The following is a 25,529-nucleotide window of genomic DNA, read 5'->3' as shown; positions in this document are numbered from 1 at the left end:
CTTTAATATGATAAAGTTTTCTGCGCATTTTTTGGAAAGATAGCACGTTCTAATCCACGCTTAAAGACCCCTTCATTTTCATGAAGGGGTCTAGTTATACTTACCATTGCCATTAGAAAGTAGGATACCATACGTAGTAGTAGTAAGTATCGTACCAGTAGTCATAGTCATAGATATAATAGTAATCATAGGCAGAATAGGTACTTGTTAACCTTCCATTAGCATCAAGGTAGTAATAGTACCCTCCGTCATAAATCCACCCGGTTGACATATAGCCCCATTGATCAAAGTAATACCAATCCCAGCCATCCGTCCACCATCCGACTGCATACGAGCCGTCACTAAAAGTATAGTACCAGCCCCAGCTATCATAGTTCCACCCTTCTACATATGTTGGTGCTGTATATGGAACCCATGCCCCGTTGGCGTCAAAATAATACCAGGATCCATCAATGTATACGTCTCCAGTTAGCATCGCACCACTGTATGGGTCAAAATAGTACCAATTCACACCGTCGTTTGCCCATCCAGTCATCATATAGCCCCAATCATCAAAGTAATACCAATCCCAACCATCTGTCCACCAGCCGACTGCGTAGGTGCCATCGGAGAATTGATAGTACCAGCCCCAGCTATCCTGAAGCCAGCCCTCTGTATAGGATGGAGCCGTATATGGAACCCATGCACCGTTGGCATCAAAATAATACCAAGCACCGTCAATATATACATCTCCGGTTACCATTGCTCCACTGTATGGATCAAAGTAATACCAATTCACACCATCGTTTGCCCAACCGGTCATCATATAGCCCCAATCATCGAAGTAATACCAATTCACTCCAGATGGCCACCATCCGACTGCATAAGAACCGTCTGCGAATAGATAATACCAACCATAATGGTCTTGATACCATCCAGGTATCACCGCTGCAACAGAAACATCATTCTCATTCTCAATAGCCGGTTCCTCCACAGCACCTGCTTCCGGTGCTGTCTCCACCTCAGGAATAACGGCTTCTTCTGTAACTGCTTCTGGTACCCCATTTTCTGTAACAGCATTTTCCTCCAAAACTGGCACATCTTCAGGTACAGTCTGATCCGTTACTGCTGCTCCATTGTCTGGATTTTCCACTGATTCGCCATTCTCCTGGGCAAAAGCAAGATTTGGAATCAATAGAAAGGCTATCAACAATAAGGAAACTGATGCTTTTTTCATTTTTCTCACCCCTTTTACATAATATTACTTTCCTATGAATATTTTACCATTTTAGTAGAATAGTATCGGTTCGATGTGTGAATTTTTTGAGAATTATGAGTAAAAAGTCATCTATTTAAATCATTTTCTTCCTTTTGATATTATTCTTATATAATGCGATTTTAACCTCCAATTATCCTCACTTAATAGAATCATCTAATAGATTAAGAAATAACTTGCTAGCCAATGTAGTAACGCATTAAAGCGCTGGGGGACTGTCCCCCAGCGCTTTAATGTGAAACAGCAATCTGGTTCAACTTTCGAAGCTTACTTTACAAAAAAAGGGAACCAGTCAATGACTGGCCCCTGCTTGTTTCACTTGCTATTCTATTATCTGTCAAAAAACACACTTAAGCCGTTATAAATACCTTTTGCAATTTTATCCTGATAGCTGCTATTCGTCAGATTAGCTCTTTCGCTATCATTTGTAATGAAGCCCATTTCGACTAGTATAGCCGGTGTATAATTACCTCTTGTGACAGCAAAGTTGGCATCCTTTACTTTTCGGTCGTTTGCACCAGTTGATTTTAATAGCTCACTTTGAATCGCAGACGCTAGCTCCTTACTCTCCTTTGGTAAAATACCCTTTTGAGAATTGTGATAGGTTTCGATTCCGATTGCCGCACTTCCTGAAGCTGAGTTCACGTGAATACTTATGTAGGCATCTGGTTCAATATTGTTCGAAAAAGCCACCCTATCCGTTAGAGAAATAAATTCATCGGTGCTTCTCGTCATATGTACCGTTGCATTGTGCTTAGTCAAGTAATCTCTTAATTTTAAGCCTACATCAAGATTGATGGTTTTTTCATAGACTCCGCCCGCAGTTGCACCACTATCATGTCCCCCATGACCAGGGTCAATCACGATGATTCTCCCCTCAAGATAGACTGGGTTGGGATTCCAGACACCATTTTTATCTAGATAATATTCCTTTCCATTATCCTTAATCCAGCGAGTTTGCATGACTCCGCTCTCATTTGAGAAGTACCATAGACCGCCAAGCTGGTACCAACCGGTCTGCATTTTACCGGAGGCATTTAAGTAATACCAATCATTTCCATACAATAGCCAGCCTGTCTGCATAGCACCGTTATGGTTCAAATAATACCAGGTATCATTGTCAAGAATCCAGCCAGTTAACATCCGACCGCTCCAATCGGAATAGTACCATTTTCCGCCAACCAGATACCAGCCAGTCAGCATTTTACCAGCGGAGTCTAAATAATACCAATCTTCCCCTTCATACAGCCAGCCGGTTGCCTTTTGATTATGGTCAAAGTAATACCAGTTACCATTCTCCAGCTGCCAGCCCGAATCACTCGCCGCCTTTGCCTCATGTGATGGTACCCCAAAACCAACGAACAAAAAAGCCAACAACATCAAAAAAACAATTCTCTTCTTCAACATTCCGATCCCTTCTATGATATAATAATCTAGTTTAGTGCTCTAAAGCACCGGGGGACTGTCCCCCACTGCGGTGACGCGTTACCTCGCCGGGGGACTGTCCCCCGGCGAGGTAATGCGTCACCGTAGTGAAGGCGCTGTCCCTGTTGGTGCCAGCATTGTCCTAGTACGTATTCAATGATATACGGTTGGTTTGTGGTTGTGAAGGGATTTGATGGGAATTGTTACAAAAATATACGAATTTCGGCAAATTCTCCTCCCTTCTTGGAAATTTACGGTAAACCACATACGATAAATTCTCCTCTATTCCACCTTTAGTCTCCCTTCATCAAGCTAGGCGCACAAAAAACACCTAAAGCCGAAGCCTTAGGTGTTTTCGTTTTCTCATTTTCTCAAACCACTCAAGAATTCTTCACTAATTTCTGCACGCGTTCATAATCCTCAAGTGAATCAATCTCATAGCTGTCGTCTGAATTGATTTTTTGCAAATAGACATTCAAGTTTTTAATATTATCCTTCACAATATTATCCCAATACAGGTTCGTGAAATCTCCGCCGGCAATCGCATCTTCCAATTTCCCGACAATGTACGCACCGTCCTCGACAGACCAATAGGAAATCCCACAAAGGATATAATCCTCGACATCGCTGCAGACTTCCAGCTCATAGATTTTTAAGTTCTCATCATACTTAATGACCCATTCGTCCTTAAAATCCTTCTTAATCGCACTAAAATACATCGAACGCTCGGGATTCTTTAAAAGGAAGTTTCGCGTCAAATAATTATCCGCATCAATCACATAAGCCCCTGGCAGATATTCCTTCACCAAATACATCGTATAAATATTGTTATAAACATCATATTTATCATTATGGACAAGGGTCACACCATACTTCTCAACCAAATACGCAAATTTTTCCCGTAAATAGCCTGTCACAACGATAATCTCTTCAACACCAATTTCCTGCAAATACTCAATTTGAATCTCGAGCATCGGCTTGCCGTTAACCGGAACAAGTGATTTAGGCGTTGTCAGCGTTAACGGTCTCAGCCTTGTGCCCATTCCTGCTGCTAATAGAATCGCTCTCATTTAATCGGTTCTCCTACACTTCGTCTTGAAAATAGTTTTTTAAAGGTAAATTCATCCGGTCCCGCTACTGTCAGAACAGAACCCACCAATATCATAATACTAAAGAAGAACATTTTCAACGTAAGCGGAGCGCCAAGGAAAATCGCACTAATGATAATCGCCCATGCCGAATAGGAAATATTTAAGGCCATTGCACGCGTCGGTCCAATTTTGTGAATCGCGCTGTAATAGAATAAGTAAGAAGTCGTTCCAAATAGAGCAATCACGGCAATAAATAGAATTTCCTTACTCATTAACGCTGTTCCCACTAATGGATAAGCCTTCATAAACGGCAGGATCAGCACACCATACGTCACAGCCGATACCAATTGTCTTACCTGTAGAGCCTGCTGTGGTGTAATCTCCTCATCCTTCATTCCATAGGCAAGGATGACACATTCCATTCCCCAGCCGAAAATGGCACCAAGAACAAATAGGAAGCCGATAATATAGTTGTCAGAGGCAAACTCGCCGCTTGAATAGCCTAATAGGAAAATAAACAGAATACTGATAAACAATCCAATCCAGTTCTTTAATCTTAAGCGATCCTTTAAGATAAGGAAGGCCATGAACGCTCCCACAGCCGGATAGATAGCGGAAAAGGAAGCGGTATAAGCAGCCCCGATATATTTTACCGCTAATACATAGCACGTCATTCCGATCGGTCCACCAAGCAAGGAGCCCAGTATAACCCAGCGGCCGCTTCTTGTTCGTACTCTTGAAAAAGTCGTCTTAAGTTCGCCGCGGATTCCGAGGAAAATCATCATCCAGATTGTCGATAAAAAGTCGTGTAAAAACGTACTAACTAAAGGAGCTAAAAAGATCACCTGTTCACTTGATAGAAACAGCGTAGAGGACAGGACAATCCCAATCAATACCGTATCGATAGCCCATGTCAGTCCGGACAGAAGTCCGAAATAGACACCTTTATTTTTTAACATACTGTACATGCTCCTTTATTAATGGATTCGTTAAAAATGCTCTTGCCCGGTTAAAGCGGTCAATTCCATAGGTTCCGAAATCATCGCCCTTTGCCTCTTTAATGCAAGTCCAGATGCTCCAAAGGAAATCCTGGAAAATCTTATTCATCAGCATTCTTTTCTGAATGTCTACTGGAATTTCATCCTCATCTAGGTAAAGGCGCAGGAATAATTCCTCGTCCTCCTCGGAAAACTCACATTCAAGCGAGTGGGCAGCTAAATCAAAGACCGGATCGTTCATGCCACCATACTCCCAATCAATTAAATAAATCTTATCTTCGCCGCTTTTGACAAAGTTCTCGGCCACCAGGTCGTTATGAGATGGCATCAGCTGAAAATCCATCAGCTCATATTGATGCTTCAAAGCCATGACCTGACTTTTTACTTCTTCATACGGCTCATACATACGACCGTTCACTTCTTCAAGAAGCTGCTCGTATTCGGCCATCTTCGCAAAAACATCAAATTGATTATTCATCTCAATTCCGGAGTGATGAAGCTTCTTTAATACCGAAGTCGTTAAACGCATATTGTCCTCACGCTTCGCCGTTGTCGGGTTCAATGTTTCAGCATTTGCAATCAGCTTTGACACTTTTACCCCTGTTTCCTCATTAAAATAAATCAGCTCTGCATCAATCCCTAAGCTGCTCGCAAGCGATGAATTTCGCTTTTCCTCCATGCGGTTGATCATCTTTTCCGTACCATTTCCCGGCAGACGCAGCACATATTCCTCGTCCTTGACCATGACCTTGAAGTTTTTGTTTGTCATTCCGCCAAACGGCTCGATTTTTTGAATATCCTCTATGCTAACCTGCATCGCTTCCACCAGCTGAAGCTTAATCTGATGCTCGCGATATTCTGCTTCTTTTCTTTTTAAAATTGGATAAACCTGTTTCATCACATGTTCATACTGCTGCTTCGTGTCCATTTCAGCCCAAACGAGATTATGGATTTTCAAGTAGCCAATATGATAATGTCTCGCAACATCTAAAAGCATATATTCATAGTTCATATATGGATTCTGATTGTTTTCCTTGAACTCTTTGACCATTTCAGTAAAAACCTCTAAGGAAATCTTGCTGATTCCTAACATCTCTCCATCCACCCGGTTAAATTGGTGAATGTCCTTTGATATTTTGTGCAGGTAGCCATCCTTGATTTCCACAAAGGCCTCATCGCCTGAGCCGGTTTCACTGGCAATCAGCATACAGTCACGCTGCGGATGAGTAATTAACTGCTGAACCGCACTTTCTTCAATTAAAATATCCTCTTCAAACAGCAGGAAGTCATCGGTAATCAGTTCCTCGGCACACGCAAGCGACGCCATCGAACCCGTCCATTTGTACTTTGGATTTTCGACGAACTCAAGATGCGGGAAATCCGCGAGCTCCTGGACTAGCGCATCCTTTTCGAAGCCTGTCACAATAATAAACTTTGAGATTCCATTTTTCTCTAGCAGCTCGAGGTTCCTTCTTAACAACGGCTGACCGTCAACCTGCAAGAGACCGGCAGGATGATCAAAGTCCTTCCTTTTTCCCGCCGCTAGAATCACAACGGTATTGATTTCTTTATAGGACTGCTGATGAATATTTATCTTTTTTTCTTTAAAAGACTCATACCCACTCTTTAAAAATTCAATGCCGTCCTCAGTTATGTAATAGCTTATATTTCGGCCTGTTTTTTCACTAAAAACAAAGCCCTGTAAAATTAAATCATTGATTAGATAGTTTACTTTACCAATAGAAAGTCCAGTTAAGTCAGCAATCTTTTTCTGGCTGACATTGTTATTTTTATTAATTACTTCCATAATGCGTAGCAAATGTTCCATAAGAGCCTCCAAATATATTCATTTTTTGAACGCATAATGATTTTACATTCTTTTTACCCTTCTGTAAATAAAAATTTACTTTCTTAATATATGTCAAAAGCAAAAGTTTAGGATGATTTTTTTCGAAGTCGGAGCATAATAGAGGATTTGGGTATCTTGAGAGCTGTATAGAAGGAGCCGTTGAAGCCTGTTTTCATAAGGTTTCTCAGGGATTATCTATTTTTCGACATGAAAATAGGTGATTTTCTGAGATTCTATAAAACCTAGCCCCTATTTGATCTCCTACGAATACATGAATATTTTGTGAATAGTTGTGGAAAGCCATTATTTCAGGGATTTTGTCGAGCACACGGAGTTCAAACCAGGCCATTTTTTAATAAAAAAAGATGAATTCACATGGAAAGTCTTATATTTTATTGATATACCATTCGTATCTTGCATCTATCCCTATTATCCGCCGATGATTAGCGGTAGATTAGGCAAAATTTTTACATGAATAAGTTCCTATATGTGGATATCCGCGGTTATTGACTCGATATCCGCGATTTTCAACCCGATATCCGCGAAAATCGAACCTTTATCCGCGCTTTTCACCTGTTTATCACCACTTTACCATTTAATTCCAAAACCCCACATATAAAAAGGCTGACCGCAGCAACGCAATCAGCCTTCCCTATTCTTATTTAAACACTGGTACATCAAAATGCAGCGTATACCAGCTTAATGAATCATAGAGCTTTTTCAAATTCTTGACCTGCTTGGCTGCCCAGCCAATGTCGGTTGCATACTGATGGGTGCCAGGCTTGTGCGGATTCCATCTCATTTCATAGAGCGTATCCTGCTGATAGGTTGGATTATGAATGTATTTTTCCCCAATAAACTTCGCACCGCCGATGATTGCCGCTTCTGGTGTGAACCAGCCGTTTTGGTAGGCATATTCTGCACCAAGACGAATCGGGTCCACATCTCTTGCCTGAATACCAAACATGTTATATACCACCTTTGGCTCAACCGGTACGCCATCGACAGATTCCACTAGCACACCTGTGGCCAGCTGCGATGTTCCATTACCCGTTTCCAGCAGGGCGTGGGAAATCAAGTACAGCTCATTAATCTTTTCCTTCACACTGGCTTCGACAAAGGCCTGCCCCATGCCCTCGAGAATTCCTTTGCCTGCTAGAATCTTCTGATTCAGCTCAGCTGCAGAAGCGCCGGTATTTTTCGAGAGTAAGAGAAATTGATAATATTCCGCTGAATCAACCGAGAAATTGGCCGGATTGATATAATAGGCCACATCCTCAGGCTTCGCATAGCGCCACGCCGTAAAGGTAATTTCGTACCAATCACCGGTCGTTGCGATGATTTCAACGGGATCCCCTGCGTTCAGCGTCCCGACAATACGATTATAGTCATCCAGGACATTTAACGGCGAAGTCGTCACCGTTCCCGTTATCACACCTGTCCCAGCTAAAGGATTCAATGGATCCAGCTGAATAAAGGAGGAATGCACATAAGCCCTATCGTTACGATATTTATCTGTCTTCGGTAGGACAGACATTTGTTTACCAAGCATTTCCTGAAGCGTCAGATTGTATGTAGTACTGGTCGTCACAGAGCCTTTATTCAACACGCCGTTTACGCTGAATTCATAAACCACTCCGTTAATATGGTGTTTACCCGTTAACATATAACCATCCTTGGTAAAATAAAACCACTTGCCTTCATCCTCTAGCCAGCCGCTTTGCATCGCACCGTCCTCATGGAAAAAGAACCAATGGCCGCCTTCACTCACCCAGCCAGTTTGCATGACGCCAGAGCCATTCAATAGATACCATTTACCCCCAAGCTCTAACCAGCCCTTGGCCATGGTACCGTCTTTCTGCAGATAATACCATTCGTCCCCCGCATACAGCCAGCCCGTTTGAGCGATTCCGGACTGGTCTAAGTAATACCATTGGCCATTATCTAAAAGCCAACCAACCGGAAAGCTTCCATCCGCTTTCAGATATTGACGCTTTCCACCGACATCGCGCCAGCCTGCAGAAGCTGCAGTATCCACTAAGGCACCGGAGCTTGAGAAGGTATAGCTGGCTCCATCAATCGTTACCTGCCCAGTCGCCATTGCACCGCTCGCGGTTAAATAATATTTTTGCTGATTTTGCTCCAGCCAGCCTGTAAGCATGCTGCCATCGGGATTTAAATAGTACCAAGCGCCACCTTGATAAAGCCAGCCGGTCTGCATGGCACCGTTATTTTTCAAGAAGTACCATTTCCCGCCGTCATAAACCCAGCCCGTTTGCATCGCACCACTGGAATAATCAAGGTAATACCATGCCCCCTTATCCAGCAGCCAGCCGGTCTGCATCGCGCCCTCACTGCCGAAGTAATACCAGGCTTGTCCATCCTGAACCCAGCTGTTCTTAACAGCATGATCATCCTTCAGATAATACCATTGATTGTTTTCATAGCTCCAGCCTGTTTTTGCTTGCGCAAGGGCAGGTTGAGAAAGACATAGAATACTCAACAGCACCAACACATAAATAAGATTTCGCTTCACCCTTTTCTCCCCTTTCATTTTAGCTTCTATTAATATCGGAAAAAGAAAAGCTACTTTTATAGATAACTAGTAGAACCGCCGGTTTTCGTTTTTCGTTCGAGACACGATAACCTTGTAATAGAATCGCTTGAATACATGTGCATTCTCTATCTTTCTACACAGTCAAAAAAGAGCCGGTCTGCCTTAACCAGCTCTTTGCTAAAAATTTTTATTGCATGACACCATTGCTTGCGATAGTGTAGCCTTCAATCACTGTATCCTTTGCCATCGATCCATCCTGGTTAAAATAGAACCAGTTGCCATCAAGCTGCTGCCAGCCTGTTAACATCGAACCGCTTGAAGTAAGGAAGTATGTGGCGTTATTCCAATTAAGCCAGCCGGTTTGCATCACTCCATTTGGATCAAAGAAATACCATGCACTGTGATCCTCTACCCAGCCTTTTAGTTTGTTGCCGTCTTGATCATAGAAGTACCATTTGCCATTTGCCTGTGACCAGCCCGGCTCTGAGCTAAGTACTCGTTTTGCACCATAATAGGTACTGCTCCAATAGGAGCTTGATAATGAATCAATTCTCACGCCCTTTGAAGTGGAAGCGTGTACAAATTGATTTTCACCTATATAAATTCCAGCGTGAGAAGGTCCTGATTTATAAGTTTGGAAGAATACTAAATCTCCATCCTTCAATTCACTTTTAGAAACGGATTCTCCGACGTTATACATATCTGAAGTGGTTCTTGGTAATGTGTAGCCAGCTTGTTTAAAGGTATATCCAACAAAGCCTGAGCAATCAAATCCGCTTGGCGTTGTGCCGCCCCAGCGATATGGTACACCTATGTAATCATCTGCTATATCTGTAACTGCTTGTCCTGTAGCTGCTTCTGCTGTATTATTTCCACCGATGTTTGCACTGAAGAGTAATGAACATGAAAGTAAACCGCTTATTAATATCTTCTTCATGTTTTGCCTCCGAATTTTTACTAATATTTTCTATCACGGAAACTAGTATCTCATAATAAACGCCGACGTGAAGTTACAGTTTAATTTAACTTATGTTACAAAAATATTTCAAAAACGACTTTTTTCGACTCTAAATAGGCCGCAAACCGTTGATATATCGACATTTCCGAGAACTTTTACGGCTCAGTGACAAATCGTTACATGTCACAAAAGCGACAAAGTTACTTTAGTTTTGTAGAAAAGTTATTTACTATATTAATAAGAAGACATCTATCAAGCGGATACTTTTTCGCAAAAAAAAATAGACCCTCTTGAAGGGTCCTTGTTTATTTTCGTACCTGTCGCAAGCTTTCGGTACAAAAGGCATTTGCTGAATGAAGTTAATAATGATTCGTCAATAGAGTTTTCTGAAACTCTATTAGAGCCTCTTCCTGCAAGCTCGACTTCATTTGATATTCTTCCCTTAATTCCTCCAGCAGCTCGGCTTCAATAGTATTGAGTGAAGGCTTAGATGCGGCAATCCAGTCCAAAATCTTATTCCGTTGCTGCTCATAATGATCCATATCCTGCTTAATTAGCGACAGTAAAAATTCTATTTTATCATGACCATTACCATGCCCTGCTTTAAATGGTTTCAACCTGCCTCCACCTTTCTTGATTAATTTTTGAAAATTCTTACAATTAAACTTAACCCCATTATAAACCTTTTGAGCACAGATTCGTAGTGTCTTTATGTTTTTTAACATAATCGTAATCAATTTCGACTCTGTTCAGCAGATTTCTCGACTTTAAGCCTAATTTAGAAAGCTGACGTTTGTGGTGACCTTGATTAGGAAAGAAAAAGGGGGCCTAGCATGGCTCCCTCTCGATTATGATTGTACTACCTTCTCCCTTGCCTGCAGCGAAAAAATGAGCACAGCTAAGAAAAAGATAATGCCAATCGGATTATTAATAAATGGATTAATATTCGTTAACAGCAGGACACCCATGAAGATCCCTAATAAAGAAATGTCCGCGGTTTCCAATGCTATTCCTTTTCTAAAGCTAGTATAGTAATTCGTGTACACAAAGAGACATAAAATCAGCCAAATCACGAGGCCGATTCCCCCCTGCTCGACTAAAATATCCAGGAAGCTTGTTTCAATTCCGGTGACACGACCGGCAATTTCAGTTCCATAGCCCTTCCCCCAAACGAAGTATTCCGGGTTATCAAGCAGTAAATCCTTTGAGTACAGTACATACTCTACCCTTACACTTGCACTTGTATCATTGATTTGCTCAGAGCCTGCCGCCGCACTGCTTTTCTCAAACCGCTCTAAGGTCATGTATTGATATAAAAAAGGAACGGACACGGTAATAACTAGCAATATCAATGATTTTTTGACTAGCTGTGTGTTTTGAAAAATGGCCTTTATTTTTCCAGAAAAAGTCTTAATCGGGGCGGCCATGACGATTATATCAATGATCATAATCATCAGAACGCTGACCATTAAAGCAAATAAAAAGCCTCGTGTTTCCGACCAAAAAATGGAAACTGGACAGAGAATCAGGTTGGCAATATCGACCCAAGTGAATTTTTTTACCCGTACAGCATTTAGGGACAGCACGAGACCGACGAACACGTAAAAATGACTTTTGTAGAATACGCTGTAGCTCGGTCTAAAGAGCAGGTCATCACCCATTAAGGAAAGCAGAAATAATTTATAGGGCTGAAAATTGCCGCTGAACACCGTTTTTCCAAGCAGGGCAATGAGAACGGTAAATAAGGCAACAGCAAAGGCACTGTATTTAAGCAAGGTCATCACCCTCTGCTTCGTGAACCTTTTTTCCGAAAGATAGTAGGCAAGCGGAAAGTAAGCAGCAAAAAAGGAGACCCGTAAAAAGTCCGTAACGATATCGGAAAGAGCATTTCCGTTCAAATAACCAATGATGGCGCTAATCCCAAACCAACCAATCAATAGATAGATGCCGATGGTGACAGGATTCCAGCGAATAAAGGTGTTCACTTCCAAATTTCGGAATGCCTTATGACTTATAATCCGATAGAAAAAAGTGAACATTAAGCCTATAAATAAGACTTGGCGAAGGGAGAGAATCCCAAAGTCAATCAGTCTCCCTCCTCCGCCAACAAAGAGCTCAACAAAAAACACAGTCAGCAATAATTTTTCAAATTTATTCATGCAATAAAGTCCACTCCCAAGATTTGTCGAAAGTAATTGATTTATCCATAGAACTACACGTTTTATAATGGAAAATATTAGCGTAATACTGAACGAATTATGACAATTTTTTCAAAACCAAATACCCTCAGACCACAGTATGCTACAATGGATTGAGTTAAAATTACACATACAAAATCTCTACATCTCTTTCATTTCATTCTGATGCCTCTCCAACCCACTAACTATATGTATCATTTCAATCCCATCCTTCAAATAGCATATAAATGAAAGAGAAGAAGCTAATGGTGTGTCGTCGAGTAGTATGCTTGAACATTCAACACAGAATTATAGCATATCTATGGAAAAAATTATACAAACGGTTTTAATTACTAGTTGAAGCTTTGACTTATGAAGCTTATAATTTCTTTATGACTATGACAAGACCAGACAAATTTATATAGAGGAGAACTTTAATGGAGACAAGAACTAATAGAAAAAAGAAGAAAACGTCGAAAAAGAAAAAATGGAAACGCGTAGTCCTGCTTACCTTTTTTGCTTTATTTATTCTCAGCGGATTATTCGTCTATAACATTTACGGCGATGTAGCCAGTGCCGTTGATAAAATGACGACATCACTTGACCGCGAGAAATCGGATAAGCGGGAAGAAATCGTGGAATTTGATGAAAAGGACCCGGTATCGATTCTGTTAGTCGGTGTGGACGAAAGAGAGGATGATGCCGGCAGAACGGACTCGATGTTAGTATTGACCGTTAATCCGGAATTAAACTCCACAAAAATTTTAAGTATTCCGCGTGATACCCGGGCTGAATTGACGGATAAAAAGAATTCGAAGCGTGACCGGATTGACAAGATGAACCACGCCTACGCATACGGCGGTATCGAAATGACAATGGATTCAATCGAGCATTTTTTAAATATCCCGCTTGATTATTACGTAAAAGTGAACATGCAAGGATTTGAAGATATTGTCGATGCCGTTGGTGGAATTGATGTCTACAATGAATATGCATTTGAATTAGATGGGACGTATCTTTCAAAGGGTGAGCATCATTTAGATGGGGAGGAAGCCCTTCAATACGCAAGAATGAGAAAAGAAGATCCGGCCGGTGATGTTGGACGTCAAGAAAGACAGCGTGAAGTAATTTCGAAGGTCATTAAAAAAGGAGCCTCTCTCTCCACTTTAACGAATTATGATGAAGTGCTTGAGGCCTTATCTGATAACATTGAAACCAATCTAACGCTGCAGGAAATCATTAGCATGCAAAAGGATTACAGAGCTGCAGCAGACAATATTGAGAAGCTGAATATTGAAGGCGCAGATCAATATATTGATGATATTTATTACTACATGGTTGAGGATAAAACAAGACAGCTGCTATCAGACGAGCTGCGTGAACACCTAGGACTTAGAACAGAAAAGCTAAGCGCAAGCAAAGCAAGAGCAGAACTAAACAGCTAATCATGGTGAGTGATCAATAAAAAAAGGGGCCTGTCCCCCATCGCATTAAAGCGCTGGGGGACAGGCCCCTAGTTGTTTAAACTCCGTTAATGAAATCGCGGAGGATGTTGAGAATATCTTTGTTTCCGCTTTTAAATGGTGCGGGCTGGAAGGTTTCAATTTCCTTCAAGACTTCACTCATCTCCATCCCATCATCCCAGGAAAGAATATGGCCGGTTTGGCGGAACTGCCTGACAATCTCAATCTGGTGATTATCATTATGCTCACCGTACTTCACCAGACGAGGGACTGCAATCATTTTTTTCCCCATCTTCATCCCCATCGTAATCGAGCCGGTTCCACCATGTGTAATGATAAAGCTTGCTTTTCGATAGAGTTCCGCCATATGTTCATATGTCGTGAACTCTATAAATTCCATCTGATTTGAGCGGTATTTCGTATGGCCTGCCTGAACTAAAACCTCTTCCTTTATGTTTCCTGCTGAAATTTGCTCGTCCATTTCCTTCAGCAGCCGGTCAAAAGGAAGCTCGAATGTCCCTAATACTACGAATATCAATAGATTGACCCTCCATATACTGCCTTAGGATAGTGCTTCTTCATTTCCTTCCACTGGACGATGAATAAATCAGCAATTGGATATACAAGCTTCCCGGATATCGTCGGGGTCGAGGTTTTGGCAAAGCTCTCGATAAAAACAACCTTTTTACCAAAGATTTTCGCGATGTAACACATTGGCACAGCTGTATGGGCACCTGTGGTCACAATCACATCCGGCTTTTCCCGCAAGAAATAATATAGTGATTTAAAGATGTTATAGGTGATTTTAAAAACATACCGAAACAAGTAATTCCTCGCCCCATACACTAAAAAGGACATACGGTATTGCTTGCTCAAATCCTCTGTGATGATCGATTTTTCCGTAATAATATGATAATCATACTCGTCAAAAAGAGGCTTTAACTGCAGCAGCTGCGTTAAGTGCCCACCTAAAGATGAGATGAATAATACTTTTTTTCGTTTGTTCTGTTGGTCTTTCATTACATCCTACCCTCCAGTAGGAAAATAGACTTCTATTACCTGATTAAGCATCCGTTCTTGGTCGTTTTCCTCTGCTTTTTTAAATCCATTTTTTATTAAGTTTGTACGCATTTCTTCTGATGATAATACATGTCTCATCGCTTTCGCCAGTTCCTCGGGATTTTTTACCGGAATCATGACCCCTGCCCCATCTTGTAATAAGGTTTTGAGGCCGCCGACATTTGTGCCGATAACCGGTGTACCGCAGGCCATCGCCTCCAATGCAACAAGACCAAAGCCTTCAATATGGGAAGGTAAGACAAGACAATCCGCAGCGCTCATCCATGTGGCGATTTCTGATTGTTCCTTCGTTCCTAGAAAGGTAATGTAGGATTGCAGGTCGTTTGCGGCTATTTTCTCATCAAGCCTTCGCTTGAAGCCCGGGTCCTTTTCTGCACCAATGATATAAAGAAGTATCGATTCATGCGATGCTTTTATTTGATTCATGCTGTCAACCAGCTCCATGAGACCCTTCTGTTCGAGAAGATTGCCGACAAAAAGGGCGACCTTTTGATCACGGGGCAGCCCACATGACTCTCTAGCTGCTGCCTTTTCCTGCGGTCGAAAAATCTGCCGATTAACCCCCATGTTAATGATGGACAGCTTATGCGGCTTGACCTGAAAGTCCGTTGTGATTTGCTGGTATAGGTCTTGCCCAACGGCAATGACATGGTCGGCGTTTTGTAAAATCGTTCTTGTCAGGTTATGAAGCCGCCTGCTTTTCTTCGCCATTTTATCGATGTCCCCACCGTGTGCCGTGACAATCAATCGGGTTCCACATAGCTTTTTAAAAAGCAGTCCTAAAAATCCGCTTGGAAAGACATAATGGGCATGAACCACATCATAGGTTTTCCCCTTCGTTAAAAGCCTGAATATCGTGTGAAGCAGCCAAGCGGAATACTTCTTCGCGACATTGGCCTTCCCACTCCTTGGATTCGTGACAGCCACTACATCTATGGACAAATCCCTCTTTTTTAAAGCATCGACTTGATTCTTAACAAAAATACCAAAACTTTTATATTTACTAGTAGGATACATATTGGTTATAACGAGAATTTTCTTCTGTTTCATTGCTTATTCACCATGCGTAACCATCTTATCCTCTCTAGTCTTGTAGAAAAAGTCGTTTTCTGTCAATTCGTACTATATATTCACGAATTTTTCACATAAAGTCATTATAACAACTTTTACGAAAGAAGAAAATCAATTATCGTTAGTTTATTAATATAAGTTGGAAATAAATCCGAAATTTGACTGAATGTGGCTATTTGCTTTAGCACATTAAACCGCTGGGGGACAGTCCCCCGGTGGTTTAACGCTTTACCCAAGCGGGGGACTGTCCCCCAATGGTTTAACGCTGTACTTTGGTGATGATGGTCTTTTTTTAGGTTGCGGATTATACCTTTATTTCTTATTATTTAATAGATGTTTCTTTTAGGGGTATACATGCCTGCGGAGGACAGGTCTTATTGATAGCTTCGTATGTATTTTATGTATTTGAAATAGAAGCATGGTTCGTTATTGGAAGGGAGGGAAAGTTAATTGAAATTTGTTATCTCCGGTTTTTATGGGCTTGGCAATACGGGAGACGAAGCGATTTTGGAAGCGATTATTTACAATTTACGCGACCAGCTTCCGAACCCAGATATTACGGTCTTTTCTTTATCTCCGGAAAAAACCGCGAAAGAGCACCAGGTGAAGAGTGTCTACAGAGGATGGAAACAACAGCTGAAGGAAAAGGTACAAGCCTTACGAAGCGCGGATTTATTGATTAGTGGCGGCGGTGGCTTGCTGCAGGATACCTATCCGACTCGTTTTCTCTTCGGTCCCCTTCCTTATTATTTATTAATCGTCTTCCTGGCAAAGGTGTGCGGGACAAAGGTGATGTTTTTCTCGCAGGGAATCGGTCCGGTCACTTCCACTTGGGGGAAGGTCCTTATGAAGGTGTTTGCCAACATGGCCGATTTTGTCACGGTCCGCGATCAATATTCGAAGGACCTGCTAGAGCAGCTCGGTGTTCACAGGCCTGAGGTGATTGTGACCTCTGATATCGTGTTTGCTTTTCAGCCGAAAAAGGATACCGCCTGCATGGACAGTCTCCAACTGCAAAACCGAGATTCTCTTGTTGCTGTGTCCGTTCGTCCTTGGTTTGACCAGGTAAAACAATTCGAACAGGTCGCAAAGATTCTCGATTCACTTATCGAGGAACGTGGGGTCACCCCCGTTTTTGTTCCTATGGAGGGTCACCATGACGCGAAGGCGAGCAAACAGGTATTGAAGCATATGAAATATAGCAAACACTGCCACATCCTTGGCACTGATTTTACACCAAACCAATATGTGAATTTCATTGGGGAATGCCAGCTCACAATTGGTATGCGTCTGCATGCATTAATTTTTTCAACGATAATGGGTGTGCCCCATATTGGACTCAGCTATGATAAAAAGGTAGAAAGCCTGTTAAAACGGAACGAAATGTGGCAGTTTTCAGCCGTTCTTGAGGAAATAGACGTTGAAGAGCTTACGGAGCATGCCTTGCATTTGCTGAACGAACGGCAAAGGTACAGTGAAATCGTCAGCAAAAATGCCTCTGAATTGAAGCAGGAGGCACTTCGAAATGTCGAGCTTTTAAAGGATAGATTTTTATAGTGTTTACAGGGGAATAAATGATGGAACATAACAGGCTACACTTTTTTAAAAGAATAAGAAGCACCGTTCATAAAAAAGCGTTGCCGGTTTGATTCATTAACTGGAGGTACGAAGCATGAAAATTTTGATGGCCACGGCGTATGAATATCCGCATATAGGCGGTTTATCGACCCATGTGACGACATTGAAGGCTGGTTTAGAAGCTAGAGGACATGAAGTCGATGTGCTTTCTTTTTCCAATATTCAGCCGGTTGTCAGGAAGCTTTACGCTCAGGGCCCAAGCTTTGTGATGAACAAAATGAAAAAGGGTCGCGGTATTTTATGGACCCATCGTGTTCGGCAAAATGCCTTAAAGTCGTTAATGTTAAAAAATAAACATAAAAATTATGATATCGTTCATGCTCAGGATCCTTTTTCCACACTGGCCGCTGTTGAAGCCGGGCTTCCGGTTGTTTCGACCGTTCATGGCTATGCGACATTTGAATCGATTAGTAAAGGCTCGATGGTTGAAGGTAGTCCTGAAGCTGGAAAATTCCAGGAAATCGAAATTAAAGCCTACAAGAGTACGCGAAAAATTGTCACCGTTGATCAACGGCTTCGCGATTATGTGAAGAATGTTTCAGGTGTTGAGGGGCTTGCGATTCGAAATTTCATCGACATTCATAGCTTCAAACCAGATAAAGACCGGAAAAATGAGCTACGGAAGGCGTATGGAGTTTCCATTGATGAACAGGTTTTATTTGTTCCGAGAAGATTGGTGCAGAAAAACGGGGTTATCTATCCTGCTCTAGCGCTGCCGGCAGTGTTGAAAACACATCCGAACACCCGCTTAATCTATGCGGGCAACGGCAATCAAATGTCGGAAATCAAACGAATTGTCGAGGAAAATGGACTTGAGTCCAATGTTACCTTACTTGGGGACGTGCCGCATGAAAAAGTGAAGGATTACTTCGCATTAGCTGACGTCGTGATTGTGCCAAGTGTACATTCTGCCGGTGTTGAGGAAGCAACCTCCATTTCGGCACTCGAAGCGATGGGCTCAGGCACTCCGCTTATAGCCTGCGCAGTCGGTGGTCTGAAGGAAATTGTCAACCCGGGTGTCGACGGACTGCTAATCGAGGAGAAAAACGTGGAGCAGATGTCGGATGCCATTATAGAACTGCTCGACCATCCGGACGAGGGCGCCCAAATGGCGCAAAAAGCCAGATTAAAAATCGAACAACAATACTCCCACCTAACCGCCGCAGAAAAATACGAAGAAGTCTATCTAGCAGCACTAAAATAAGCTTTAGCACAGCACAGCGCTGGGGGACAGTCCCCCGACGCTTTAACGTGGTACCGCACTGGGGGTCTGTCCCCCACTGCTTTAATGTGATGGGGTATTTTGCGGTTATTATACAGGAAGTGAAGGATTTTTATGTCAGGATTGAAGAAGACGGCTATTTGGATTACGTTGCTGGCTTTGGTATTGAAGCTTTCGGGCTTTTTGCGTGAGAGTATTATCGCCAGACAGTTTGGGGCAAATGAGTATACGGACGGTTACTTGCTTGCCTTTTCTTTTATTACTTTAGTGATTGCCATGATTTCTGGCGGCTTTAACAATGTTTTCCTCCCAATGTATGTGAAAAACCGGAAGGAACGGCAAGCAGAAACGGAAAGAAATGCAAATGGCATCATGAATACAACCGTCTTGATCTTTTTTATCTTGACGATTGTGGGATATTTTTTCGTTCCTAGGTTTGTTCCATTCATTTATGGAGCGATGACGGTGGAAACAGAGAAAATCGCTGTTGAAATCACACAGTTTTTCTTTTTATTTTTAACAGCGATTGCCTTGAACGGAATTTTAGACTCCTATTTACAGGCAAGGAGAGTGTTTGTCCCCTCGCAAATCTCAAAGCTACTTGCGACCTTGATGGGGGCTGTGTTTGCCCTGCTTTTTTCCGACCAATGGGGAATTCATAGTTTAGCCTACGGATTTATTGCTGGTACTTTAATGGGAACTGCTCTTCAGCTCTACTATTTGCATAAAAGTAAATTCCACTGGAGCCCCACTTTAAAGGTGGAACGGGAATTTGGCTCTGCATTTATCGTGTTATTGATCCCTTCCCTGTTAAACTCGGTTGTCGGTCAGGTCAATATGTTCGTCAATAAAATGTTTGCCTCCGGTACAATCGAAGGGGCCGTTACTTATTTAAATAACGCCTCCCTATTAGTCAGTGTCCCGCATGCGATTTATGGGACAACAATTGCGGCCATTATTTTTACCTTATTGTCCGAACAGGTGGAGCAGCCAAAAAAGTTTCAGAACACCTTCTTTATGGGGATGCAGGTTTCGCTTGTAACCTTAATGCCCATAGCGGTGGGATTGGCGCTAGTCGGTGAGCCTGCGATTTCCTTTGTGTATGAGCGCGGAGCTTTTACAGAAAAAGACACTCATAATACCTATTTAGCCATGCTCTATTATGTACCGATGATTGTGACGCAGGGGCTGCAATACATCGTTTCGAAATCCATGTATGCTAAAGGCAAAACCTCCACCGTCTTTCGCATCAGCGTTACCACCATTCTGCTGAATGTTCTATTGAATTGGATGTTTGTCGAGCCGTTTGGATATGCAGGACTGGCTTTAACGAGCTCCGTCGTATCGGTGTATTTCCTAACCGTGTCAACCATTGTCGTTTATAAAGATTTTGAAAAAGGAGAAGCTAGAAAGCTGGTGACTCTCATCATGAAGGTCATCATCCCAACTGCCGTTATGGCGATTCCATTATGGTTAATCAATGCGTTAACTCCAATAGCTGATTGGCATGCCATGATACAATTGGCCATTCTGATTCCACTTGGAGTAGGACTATATGCAGTGGGATTATATATCTTCTATCGCGAAGCCTTTCAACAATTACTTCAAACCGTAAGAAGGAGAAAATAAAAGGTTGCTGTAGTGCGTTAAAGGGGTGGGGGACAGTCCCCCACCCCTTTAACGCACTACAGCAAATAGACTTTATAAAAAGAGGCTGACCGCTATCGGTCAGCCTCTCCCAAGTTTATTTATAAACCGGAACATCAAAATGTAGTGTATACCAGCTTAATGAATCATATAGCTTTTTCAAATTATTCACTTGCTTGGAGGCCCAGCCAATATCTGTTGCATATTGATGCGTACCAGGCTTCTGCGGATTCCATCTCATCTCATAAAGAGTATCCTGCTGATAGGTTGGATTGTGAATATAACTTTCACCAATATACTTGGCACCGCCAATAATAGCCGCTTCCGGCGTAAACCAGCCGTTTTGATAGGCATACTCAGCGCCCAGTCGAATTGGATCCACATCTCTCGCCTGGATACCAAACATATTATAAACAACCTTTGGCTCAACCGGCTTACCGTTTACAGACTCTACCAGTACTCCAGTGGACAGCTGGGAGGTACCATTACCCGTTTCCAGCAATGCATGTGAAATAAGGTAAAGCTCATTAATCTTTTCTTTTAAGCTTGCGTCAACAAAAGCTTGTCCCTTCCCGTCCAGTATTCCTTTACCAGCGAGAATCTTTTTATTCAATTCATTCGCTGAAGCACCAGTATTTTTAGAGAGTAATAGAAATTGATAATAAGCAGCAGAATCCGCTGGGAAATTCTCAGGGTTCACATAATAAGCAACGTCCTCAGGCTTTGCATAACGCCACGCACCATAGGAAATTTCATACCACTCATCGGCAACGCTTAAGATGTTAACGGTATCTCCTGTTTTCAGTGTTCCAACAACACGATATTCCTCACTGTTTCCTTCCCGAACATTTAACGATGCTGTAGTGACAGTTCCTGTCAATGCGGTTCCAGCTGCAGAGTTTATCGGATCAAGCTCTAGCTGTATATAATCCGAATGAACATACGTCTTGTCATTGCGATATTTATCAGTTTTCGGCAGCACCGACAGTTGCTTGTTAATCATTTCCTGTAAAGAAATATTATATCTTGTACTTGTCGTAACAGAACCTTTGTTTAGCACTCCATTAGCGCTGAACTCATAGACAACACCGCTAATCGTGTGTTTGCCTGTCATCATTTTTCCATCATTGTTAAAATAGTACCATTTCCCCTCATCCTCAAGCCAGCCAACATGCATAGCTCCGTCCTCCTGGATAAAGTACCAATTCCCACCTTCTTGAACCCAGCCTTTGTCCGAATCAACGGGTGGCTGCTCTGGCTCCACCGGTGGCTCTTCGACAGGGGGTATTGGCTGACCATCCTGCCCCTGTGCAATGAACTCTTTATATGTATGAAGCATACGCGAAATAAAAGCAGCTGCTTCAGCCCGTGTAGCCGTCTTTTTTGGTAAAAAGTCGTATGTGCCATTTTCCTTCTGATTCCCTTTTACAATTCCATCATACACCGTACGAGAAACAGCTCTTTTAAAAGTTTTACTGATGCTAGATTCATCTGTAAAATTTAGCGGTGCTTCAGTTCTTTTAACATTCAAAAAATCTAAACTATTGTCTATCATTTGGGCCATTTGTTCTCTGGTAATGTTATCATTGATCCCAAAGTTACCATTCTCATAGCCTTTAACAATCCTTGCTGCACTTGCGCTATAGATTTCATTAGCAAGCTTCGATGTTTGCGGTACATCTGAAAACTGTGGTTCACCTTCAGGGAGCTCCAATGCCCGGGCTAAGAGTGCAGCAAATTGACCTCTAGTCACCTCTGTAAAAGGCTTATAGATACCGTCACCATAACCTTGCATAATCCCCTGATCCACCACTGAACGCATTTCCGATTCTAAGGTAATCCCTGTTATGTCATCGTTAGCCGAAGCTGTCATTTCCGTAAAAAATAATAAACTGCATGCCGCTAACATGCTTCCCAGCACGCCAACCCTCTTCCTTTTCATCATGGTCCTCCCAACTTTTACAAACAATAGCAAAATATCACTACTATTCTACCATAAGAAACCCCACCATTTTGTCGATTTTCGTCTAAAAATACTAATATATTTTGGATAGAATCCAAAAGATCAAAGCCGCCCCAATGCTTTAGCCCTTTAAACAAGTGGGGGACTGTCCCCCAGCGCTTTACAGCGGTGAAGAACAGTCCCCAAGGTTTATTTTATTTTATTTAGCGATTGGCATGTCTTGGACATGTACGGAGTAAATGAAGGCTTCATTGTAATCCATGTGGTCGGATAGGACCTTGTGCCAGATAGAACCGTCTGGTTGAGTCATGGTGTCGAGGATGGCTACTGGCATTCCATAGGCTTTATAGCTGAATTGCAGATTCGATTCCTCCACAACCGGCGTACTGCGGACATTTAGGTTGTTGCTTTTTGTTTCTCCAATTTGGTATTGAGCGAAATCCTTTCCGCCAAGGTATTGATCGACGCGGTACATATGGCCGGCTATTTTTTGGCCCCAATAAGGGTCTGATGCATACATGACATTAAATCCACGTGATTTATTGCCAAGTACTGCTCCATTTGCGTATCTTCCCAACGGATTAATATAGTTTTTATTTAAAAATTCCGTCGCTAACGCATCAATAGAAGCCTCTACTGAGTCAAACGCATCGGCTTCATCTGGATTATTGTCTACTGCATTTAAGCCAAACAAATTGTTCCGGTCCTGCGCATAAAAACTCATCCCATACTTACTTTCATGCATCGCCATGGATAGAATGACTAAACCATTAATTTTATATTTAGATTCCGCTTCTTTTATATAAGAACCTAAGCCTATGATTTTACTAATCTTAGTCGCATCCTTAAAGTCCTTATATGTTTTGGGATCAGAATTATATAGTGCCTCTACCTCTGCCAATCGAGATTGGATATATTGATTGAACTCTTCACCAGTGTAGTTTGTTACGGTGCGGGCCGGCAGGTAGTTGAAATAAGGATAGGCTGTCCCAACCTCTTGCCCATTTGCATCGGTAAACACACCGCCATCCTGGCTATAATAACGAGCTCCGGCTGTTAAAAAGGTTGGAGCTTTTCCACTAATATAAGCTGACTCATACGTATTGTCTGCCGGATTATAAATCCGGTGAAGTAAATTCCCGGCTTGATCAACCTCGTAATAGCTTTTCCCTTTGACCTGCTGTGTTGGGATTAAGCTCACTTCGCGATGCTTCACATAAGCAATAGTTCCAGCGATGCTTATTTTGACATAATCATCTGTTGATTCCAGGTACTCCATTTCCTGGTTGGCATTCACGTAGGTCATGCTACTGGTAAAATTTTGGTCCTTATAAATGTTAGTCAGCTGACTTCCAAATGGTGGCTTCGAATAGACGAGTCCAGCCGTCATTTTTACAACCTTATCATTCCTTGTAATCACCTGTTCTGGGCTTGATATTGCGTTATTTGCCTCGGCAAGGCTTGAGTAAACAGTCTGACCTGGGATTAGATTTTGATTGCTGTCGATGGTTGCGATGTTATATTCAGGGGATGCGGTCCGTAGCATCCGATAAATAAAGGCAGCCGCTTCGGCACGGGTTGCTGTTTTTTTCGGCTCAAAATAAACATCTGTGCCAACGGGCTTCCCTTTGACAATCTCATCATATACGGCGTGTGCCACGGCCTCCTTGAAGGTGTCTCCGATGGATGATGCATCTTTAAAGCTTAATGGAGCAGCTTTTCTCTCCACCTTTAAATAGACCAGCGCATTATCAATCATTTTCGCCATTTGGTCACGTGTGATTTCATCACTCATACCGAAATTTCCGTTCGTATATCCATTGACAATACCAGCTGCACTGGCCCTGTTAATGCCAGAGGCCAGCTGTGAATGGTTCGGCACATCCGGGAATTTTGCTGGACCTTCCGGTAAGTCGAGCGCACGAGATATGAGGGTAGCAAACTGCCCTCTGCTTACATGGGTGAACGGCTGATAGGATCCATCATCGTAGCCCTTCATTACCCCCCGCTCCGCCATCGCGCGCATTTCCTTCTCCAATGTAATGCCAGTGATATCATCTGCGGCATATGCTGTCGACGGTTGTTGGAAACTGAACAAACTACCAGCTACCACCAGAAAACCAAGTAATCCACCGATAAATTTCTTTCTCATAACTACCTCCTACTCTATAAACCTATGAACCTCTCAAAGTTCTACTATTATTCTAACATAAAAATAACTATCCCTTGACAGAACAGCCTGGTGGAAAAACTGGTAACCCTGACAGAAAATAGGCGTATTAATCATGTCACTTTAACACAGTAAACCACTGGGGGACAGTCCCCCAACACGTTAATACGGTAATGCGCTGGGGGCCTGTCCCCCAGCGCTTTAGTCCCCCAGCGCTTTAATGCATTAAACTCTTAAGCCCTCACCTTTAATCAGCGTTTTTTCCTCCACAAAAGACCGATAGTTTTCAATTTGGGGTTCTGGAAAATAAGATAGAATTTTATTAGTTGTAACAAGTGGGTCAGGATGTTGAGGTGAGAGATACGCTTTGTAGCTGCTCCAGGGATAGCTTTCCGGAGAGAGAACCATTTCCGCCTCGAGCGGGTTCAGATGGATATACTTACTCGCTTCTAAGAAATATTGAAGTGAATCAATTAGATTCGCTTTATAGCGTCCTTGGAATACATGCCCGATCAATTCATAGCGTTTATTAAAATAAATAGCGTAATGGGTGTTTATCATACTCATGATTTTTTGCGGATGATGATTGATGGTTTCCAATTGAAGATGAATGTGGTTTGTCATTAGACAATAAGAGTGGAGATGAAACGGATATAAGGTTTGAGCTTCCTTAACTACTTTTAGATACTTTCTCCTATCCCAGTCATCATAAAACAGTGCGGCACAACGATTCCCACGGTCCGTAATATGATAGATTGCACTCGGATAGTATATTCTCGGTTTTCTTGACACTATAAATGCACCTCCGTTATGTGAAAAAGATGATTCCATCAATCATAATTCGACATGAACAGTGGTTTTCCTTTACAAAGCACAAAAAATTATTCTACAACAACTATCACTTTGACGCTTTAAAGGGTTGGGGGACAGTCCCCCAACCCTTTACCGCACTAACGCAATGGGGG

At 42.2% G+C, this 25,529-nt stretch carries 19 protein-coding genes; 4 read left to right on the top strand and 15 right to left on the bottom strand.

Going from position 1 to position 25,529, the window contains the following annotated elements; all coding sequences use genetic code 11:
- Positions 1-112: 112 nt before the first annotated feature.
- The 9 genes from BQ5321_RS05005 to BQ5321_RS04965 form a co-directional block, all read right to left on the bottom strand.
- The gene (locus tag BQ5321_RS05005; RefSeq protein ID WP_071393477.1) at positions 113-1,216 is read right to left on the bottom strand and encodes a hypothetical protein; all 1,104 of its coding nucleotides are present in this window, start codon (positions 1,214-1,216) and stop codon (positions 113-115) included.
- 369 nt (positions 1,217-1,585) lie between these two features.
- Entirely contained in the window at positions 1,586-2,662 is a 1,077-nt protein-coding gene (locus tag BQ5321_RS05000; RefSeq protein WP_084786648.1) for an N-acetylmuramoyl-L-alanine amidase, read from the bottom strand.
- A gap of 398 nt (positions 2,663-3,060) precedes the next feature.
- Entirely contained in the window at positions 3,061-3,750 is a 690-nt protein-coding gene (locus BQ5321_RS04995) for an NTP transferase domain-containing protein (RefSeq protein ID WP_071393476.1), read from the bottom strand.
- Positions 3,747-4,730 (bottom strand): DMT family transporter, encoded by a 984-nt coding sequence (locus tag BQ5321_RS04990; protein WP_084786647.1) that lies wholly within the window; start codon positions 4,728-4,730, stop codon positions 3,747-3,749. The genes BQ5321_RS04995 and BQ5321_RS04990 overlap by 4 nt, the downstream gene beginning before the upstream one ends.
- On the bottom strand, positions 4,717-6,597 hold the full coding sequence (locus BQ5321_RS04985) for a phosphocholine cytidylyltransferase/choline kinase family protein (protein ID WP_071393474.1): 1,881 nt from the start codon (positions 6,595-6,597) through the stop codon (positions 4,717-4,719). The genes BQ5321_RS04990 and BQ5321_RS04985 overlap by 14 nt, the downstream gene beginning before the upstream one ends.
- Positions 6,598-7,276: 679 nt before the next feature.
- On the bottom strand, positions 7,277-9,154 hold the full coding sequence (locus BQ5321_RS04980) for a glucosaminidase domain-containing protein (RefSeq protein WP_071393473.1): 1,878 nt from the start codon (positions 9,152-9,154) through the stop codon (positions 7,277-7,279).
- Positions 9,155-9,362: 208 nt separating this feature from the next.
- Entirely contained in the window at positions 9,363-10,112 is a 750-nt protein-coding gene (locus BQ5321_RS04975; protein ID WP_071393472.1) for a C40 family peptidase, read from the bottom strand.
- A gap of 380 nt (positions 10,113-10,492) precedes the next feature.
- A complete protein-coding gene (locus BQ5321_RS04970; RefSeq protein ID WP_071393471.1) occupies positions 10,493-10,750 on the bottom strand; it encodes a hypothetical protein in 258 nt (85 codons plus the stop codon).
- Positions 10,751-10,981: 231 nt separating this feature from the next.
- Positions 10,982-12,292: a hypothetical protein gene (locus BQ5321_RS04965; protein WP_071393470.1), complete on the bottom strand. Its 1,311-nt coding sequence runs from the start codon at positions 12,290-12,292 to the stop codon at positions 10,982-10,984.
- Between the two features lie 455 nt (positions 12,293-12,747).
- Between BQ5321_RS04965 and BQ5321_RS04960 the strand changes: the two genes are divergently transcribed.
- Complete coding sequence (locus tag BQ5321_RS04960) at positions 12,748-13,755, top strand: LCP family glycopolymer transferase (RefSeq protein WP_071393469.1); 1,008 nt, start codon at positions 12,748-12,750, stop codon at positions 13,753-13,755.
- 76 nt (positions 13,756-13,831) lie between these two features.
- On the opposite strand, the gene pssE is transcribed toward BQ5321_RS04960, so the two are convergent.
- From pssE to BQ5321_RS04945, 3 genes are read right to left on the bottom strand one after another with little or no spacing between them, the layout of a single operon-like run.
- Positions 13,832-14,311 carry a PssE/Cps14G family polysaccharide biosynthesis glycosyltransferase gene (gene pssE, locus BQ5321_RS04955; RefSeq protein ID WP_071393468.1) on the bottom strand — a complete coding sequence of 160 codons (480 nt, stop codon included), beginning with the start codon at positions 14,309-14,311 and terminating at the stop codon, positions 13,832-13,834.
- The gene (gene pssD, locus BQ5321_RS04950; protein ID WP_071393467.1) at positions 14,308-14,793 is read right to left on the bottom strand and encodes a PssD/Cps14F family polysaccharide biosynthesis glycosyltransferase; all 486 of its coding nucleotides are present in this window, start codon (positions 14,791-14,793) and stop codon (positions 14,308-14,310) included. Before pssD ends, pssE begins: the two co-directional genes overlap by 4 nt.
- Positions 14,794-14,799: 6 nt before the next feature.
- Positions 14,800-15,903 (bottom strand): glycosyltransferase family 4 protein, encoded by a 1,104-nt coding sequence (locus tag BQ5321_RS04945; protein ID WP_234978355.1) that lies wholly within the window; start codon positions 15,901-15,903, stop codon positions 14,800-14,802.
- A 471-nt stretch (positions 15,904-16,374) separates the two neighbouring features.
- Between BQ5321_RS04945 and csaB the strand changes: the two genes are divergently transcribed.
- From csaB to murJ, 3 genes are all read left to right on the top strand, one after another.
- Entirely contained in the window at positions 16,375-17,481 is a 1,107-nt protein-coding gene (gene csaB, locus BQ5321_RS04940) for a polysaccharide pyruvyl transferase CsaB (protein ID WP_071393466.1), read from the top strand.
- A 115-nt stretch (positions 17,482-17,596) separates the two neighbouring features.
- On the top strand, positions 17,597-18,766 hold the full coding sequence (locus BQ5321_RS04935; protein ID WP_071393465.1) for a glycosyltransferase family 4 protein: 1,170 nt from the start codon (positions 17,597-17,599) through the stop codon (positions 18,764-18,766).
- A 132-nt stretch (positions 18,767-18,898) separates the two neighbouring features.
- Positions 18,899-20,413 carry a murein biosynthesis integral membrane protein MurJ gene (gene murJ, locus BQ5321_RS04930; protein ID WP_071393464.1) on the top strand — a complete coding sequence of 505 codons (1,515 nt, stop codon included), beginning with the start codon at positions 18,899-18,901 and terminating at the stop codon, positions 20,411-20,413.
- A gap of 115 nt (positions 20,414-20,528) precedes the next feature.
- Here the strand turns inward: murJ and BQ5321_RS04925 are convergent, their stop codons facing one another.
- The 3 genes from BQ5321_RS04925 to BQ5321_RS04915 form a co-directional block, all read right to left on the bottom strand.
- Entirely contained in the window at positions 20,529-22,376 is a 1,848-nt protein-coding gene (locus BQ5321_RS04925) for an S-layer homology domain-containing protein (protein WP_084786645.1), read from the bottom strand.
- A gap of 217 nt (positions 22,377-22,593) precedes the next feature.
- Entirely contained in the window at positions 22,594-24,546 is a 1,953-nt protein-coding gene (locus BQ5321_RS04920; protein WP_071393462.1) for an S-layer homology domain-containing protein, read from the bottom strand.
- 243 nt (positions 24,547-24,789) lie between these two features.
- Entirely contained in the window at positions 24,790-25,356 is a 567-nt protein-coding gene (locus tag BQ5321_RS04915; protein WP_071393461.1) for a transposase, read from the bottom strand.
- Positions 25,357-25,529: the final 173 nt, after the last annotated feature.

The sequence above is a fragment of the Bacillus tuaregi genome (assembly GCF_900104575.1).
Lineage (GTDB): Bacteria > Bacillota > Bacilli > Bacillales > Cytobacillaceae > Bacillus_BD > Bacillus_BD tuaregi.
Note: the sequence above shows the minus strand (reverse complement) of the source record. Positions and strands in the feature narration are given on the sequence as shown.

Bases quoted from the DNA above. Each gene is read 5' to 3' on its own strand.
- BQ5321_RS05005 (WP_071393477.1), bottom strand. From the start codon at position 1,216: ATGAAAAAAGCATCAGTTTCCTTATTGTTGATAGCCTTTCTATTGATT.
- BQ5321_RS05000 (WP_084786648.1), bottom strand. From the start codon at position 2,662: ATGTTGAAGAAGAGAATTGTTTTTTTGATGTTGTTGGCTTTTTTGTTC.
- BQ5321_RS04995 (WP_071393476.1), bottom strand. From the start codon at position 3,750: ATGAGAGCGATTCTATTAGCAGCAGGAATGGGCACAAGGCTGAGACCG.
- BQ5321_RS04990 (WP_084786647.1), bottom strand. From the start codon at position 4,730: ATGTTAAAAAATAAAGGTGTCTATTTCGGACTTCTGTCCGGACTGACA.
- BQ5321_RS04985 (WP_071393474.1), bottom strand. From the start codon at position 6,597: ATGGAACATTTGCTACGCATTATGGAAGTAATTAATAAAAATAACAAT.
- BQ5321_RS04975 (WP_071393472.1), bottom strand. From the start codon at position 10,112: ATGAAGAAGATATTAATAAGCGGTTTACTTTCATGTTCATTACTCTTC.
- BQ5321_RS04965 (WP_071393470.1), bottom strand. From the start codon at position 12,292: ATGAATAAATTTGAAAAATTATTGCTGACTGTGTTTTTTGTTGAGCTC.
- BQ5321_RS04960 (WP_071393469.1), top strand. From the start codon at position 12,748: ATGGAGACAAGAACTAATAGAAAAAAGAAGAAAACGTCGAAAAAGAAA.
- pssD (WP_071393467.1), bottom strand. From the start codon at position 14,793: ATGAAAGACCAACAGAACAAACGAAAAAAAGTATTATTCATCTCATCT.
- BQ5321_RS04945 (WP_234978355.1), bottom strand. From the start codon at position 15,903: ATGAAACAGAAGAAAATTCTCGTTATAACCAATATGTATCCTACTAGT.
- BQ5321_RS04935 (WP_071393465.1), top strand. From the start codon at position 17,597: ATGAAAATTTTGATGGCCACGGCGTATGAATATCCGCATATAGGCGGT.
- murJ (WP_071393464.1), top strand. From the start codon at position 18,899: ATGTCAGGATTGAAGAAGACGGCTATTTGGATTACGTTGCTGGCTTTG.
- BQ5321_RS04925 (WP_084786645.1), bottom strand. From the start codon at position 22,376: ATGATGAAAAGGAAGAGGGTTGGCGTGCTGGGAAGCATGTTAGCGGCA.
- BQ5321_RS04920 (WP_071393462.1), bottom strand. From the start codon at position 24,546: ATGAGAAAGAAATTTATCGGTGGATTACTTGGTTTTCTGGTGGTAGCT.